The organism is Streptomyces sp. NPDC055078 (assembly GCF_053607985.1).
Genome location: NZ_JBSGUP010001090.1, coordinates 1 through 1,483, shown reverse-complemented (window position 1 = coordinate 1,483; position 1,483 = coordinate 1). Strand labels below are relative to the sequence as shown.

Annotated in this window: 2 protein-coding genes and 1 pseudogene; all 3 read left to right on the top strand. The window is 71.1% G+C overall.

The window, feature by feature from the left end; translation table 11 throughout:
- Window positions 1-357 (top strand): annotated as a pseudogene (locus tag ACWF94_RS40380) (ketosynthase chain-length factor); the annotation flags it as partial.
- Entirely contained in the window at window positions 347-1,132 is a 786-nt protein-coding gene (locus ACWF94_RS40375) for an SDR family NAD(P)-dependent oxidoreductase (protein WP_453500265.1), read from the top strand. The pseudogene ACWF94_RS40380 and the gene ACWF94_RS40375, both read left to right, overlap by 11 nt.
- A 107-nt stretch (window positions 1,133-1,239) precedes the next feature.
- Window positions 1,240-1,483, top strand: a 244-nt coding sequence (locus ACWF94_RS40370; protein ID WP_453500263.1) for an SRPBCC family protein, incomplete at its 3' end; no start/stop codon positions are given.

Genomic DNA, 1,483 nt, shown 5'->3' with positions numbered 1-1,483 from the left:
GATGTGGTGTTCGCCGACGCCGCGGGCACCCCCGAACTCGACCGCGCCGAGGCGGACGCGCTCCGCGGGATCTTCGGCCCGCACGGCGTACCGGTGACCGCGCCCAAGACCATGACCGGACGCCTCGGCGCCGGCGGCGCGGCACTCGACCTGGCGACGGCCGTGCTGTCCATCCGCGACGGGGTGATCCCGCCGACGGCGAATGTGGGAAAACCGGTGCCCGAGTACGGGATCGACCTCGTCCGCCGGGCGCGGCGCGCACCGGTGTCGGCCGCCCTCGTGCTGGCCAGGGGGGCCGATGGGTTCAACGCGGCCACGGTCGTGACCCGACAACGTGAGGAGAGAAATGTCCAGTGAGGACCACCGGCACGCCATCGTCACCGGTGCCACCAGCGGTATCGGTCTCGCCATCACCACGGCGCTGTGCCAGCTCGGGCAGCGCGTCTTCATCTGCGCCCGCGACGCCGAGAACGTCGCGCTCACCGTCGAGCGGCTGCGCGACAAGGGCTTCGATGTCGCGGGCCAGGCGTGCGACGTACGCTCCACCGAGCAGATCGGCGCCTTCGTACGGGCCGCCGTCGACCGGTTCGGCCCGGTGGACATCCTGGTGAACAACGCGGGCCGCAGCGGGGGCGGCCCCACCGCGAAGCTCACCGACGAACTCTGGCTCGATGTCATCGACACCAACCTCAACAGCGTCCTGCGGGTCACCCGTGAGGCGCTGACCACGGGCGGCATGCTGGAGCGGGGCAGCGGCCGGATCATCAACATCGCGTCGACCGGCGGCAAACAGGGCGTGGTGCTGGGAGCGCCGTACTCGGCGTCCAAGCACGGCGTCATCGGCTTCACCAAGGCACTGGGCCTGGAGCTGGCCAAGACCGGCATCACCGTGAACGCCGTCTGCCCCGGCTATGTGGAGACACCGATGGCACAGCGGGTGCGGCAGGGCTACGCCGCGGTCTGGGACACCACGGAGACCGCGGTGCTGGAGCGGTTCGAGGCCAAGATCCCGCTCGGCAGGTACACCACCCCCGAGGAGGTCGCCGGACTCGTCGGCTACCTCGTCACCGACCCGGCCGCCCCGGTCACCGCGCAGGCGATCAACGTCTGCGGCGGCCTCGGCAACTACTGACGCCCTGGCCAGGACAACCTTCGCCAGGACAACCCGTGCCGGAAGGACCCGTGCGAGATCAACCCGTGCCAGGACTACCCGTGCCAGGACAAGGAGAACCCCGCAGCATGGAAAGCAGCCACCGCACCGAGCACCGGATCACCGTGGAGGCGCCCGCGCGCACGGTCTTCGACCTGATCGCGGACGTCGACGCGTGGCCCGGGATCTTCCCCCCGACCGTGCACGTTGACGTCCTGGAGCGGACCGCCGGACACGAGCGCATCCGCATCTGGGCGACCGCCAACGACGCCGTCAAGACCTGGACCTCGCGCCGGGTCCTCGACCCCGGGGGGCTGCGGGTGGGCTTCCGCC